The sequence below is a fragment of the Alkalihalophilus lindianensis genome, from assembly GCF_032843265.1.
Taxonomy (GTDB): Bacteria; Bacillota; Bacilli; order Bacillales; family Bacillaceae_D; genus Alkalihalophilus; species Alkalihalophilus lindianensis.
Map to the genome: position 1 here is coordinate 1 of NZ_JAWJBA010000033.1, position 532 is coordinate 532.

At 32.5% G+C, this 532-nt stretch carries 1 protein-coding gene; it reads left to right on the plus strand.

Features of this window, described 5'->3' with window-relative positions; genetic code table 11:
- The first annotated feature begins 49 nt into the window (after positions 1-49).
- Complete coding sequence (locus RYX56_RS21150) at positions 50-526, plus strand: GNAT family N-acetyltransferase (RefSeq protein WP_317123963.1); 477 nt, start codon at positions 50-52, stop codon at positions 524-526.
- Positions 527-532: the final 6 nt, after the last annotated feature.

Genomic DNA, 532 nt, shown 5'->3' on the forward strand with positions numbered 1-532 from the left:
TGCGAACATTAGCTCTTATTATAATATAAGAATAGAGGAGGAATAATAAATGAAAAAAACCGATTATTTAGAATTGGGCCATTTTACAGATGAATATATGGATGTTTTGAATTCCTTTGAACTGCCTAAAGAGCAAAGTCAATTTACATCGTTACCAAGTAATTATAAAGAGATAAGAGAAGGTCAGTATCGGATTGTTATACTGAATCATAAGGTACCAGTGGGCTTCTTTTTATTACACTCAACTGACAGAGTAAAAGATTATTCAGATAATCCGCAGGCTATGTTACTAACAGCACTATCAATTAACCATGCTGAACAAGGAAAAGGCTATGCGAAGCAATCTATGTTATTGCTAAGAAGTTTTGTTACTGTCGAGTTCCCTAACTGTAATGAAATTGTTTTAGCTGTAAATCAGAAAAATAAACCTGCTCAACAACTGTATTTAACAGTTGGATTTCAAGATACAGGGGTTAGAAAAATGGGTCCAATTGGTGAACAGTACATTATGAATTTATTGTTGTAAATACAT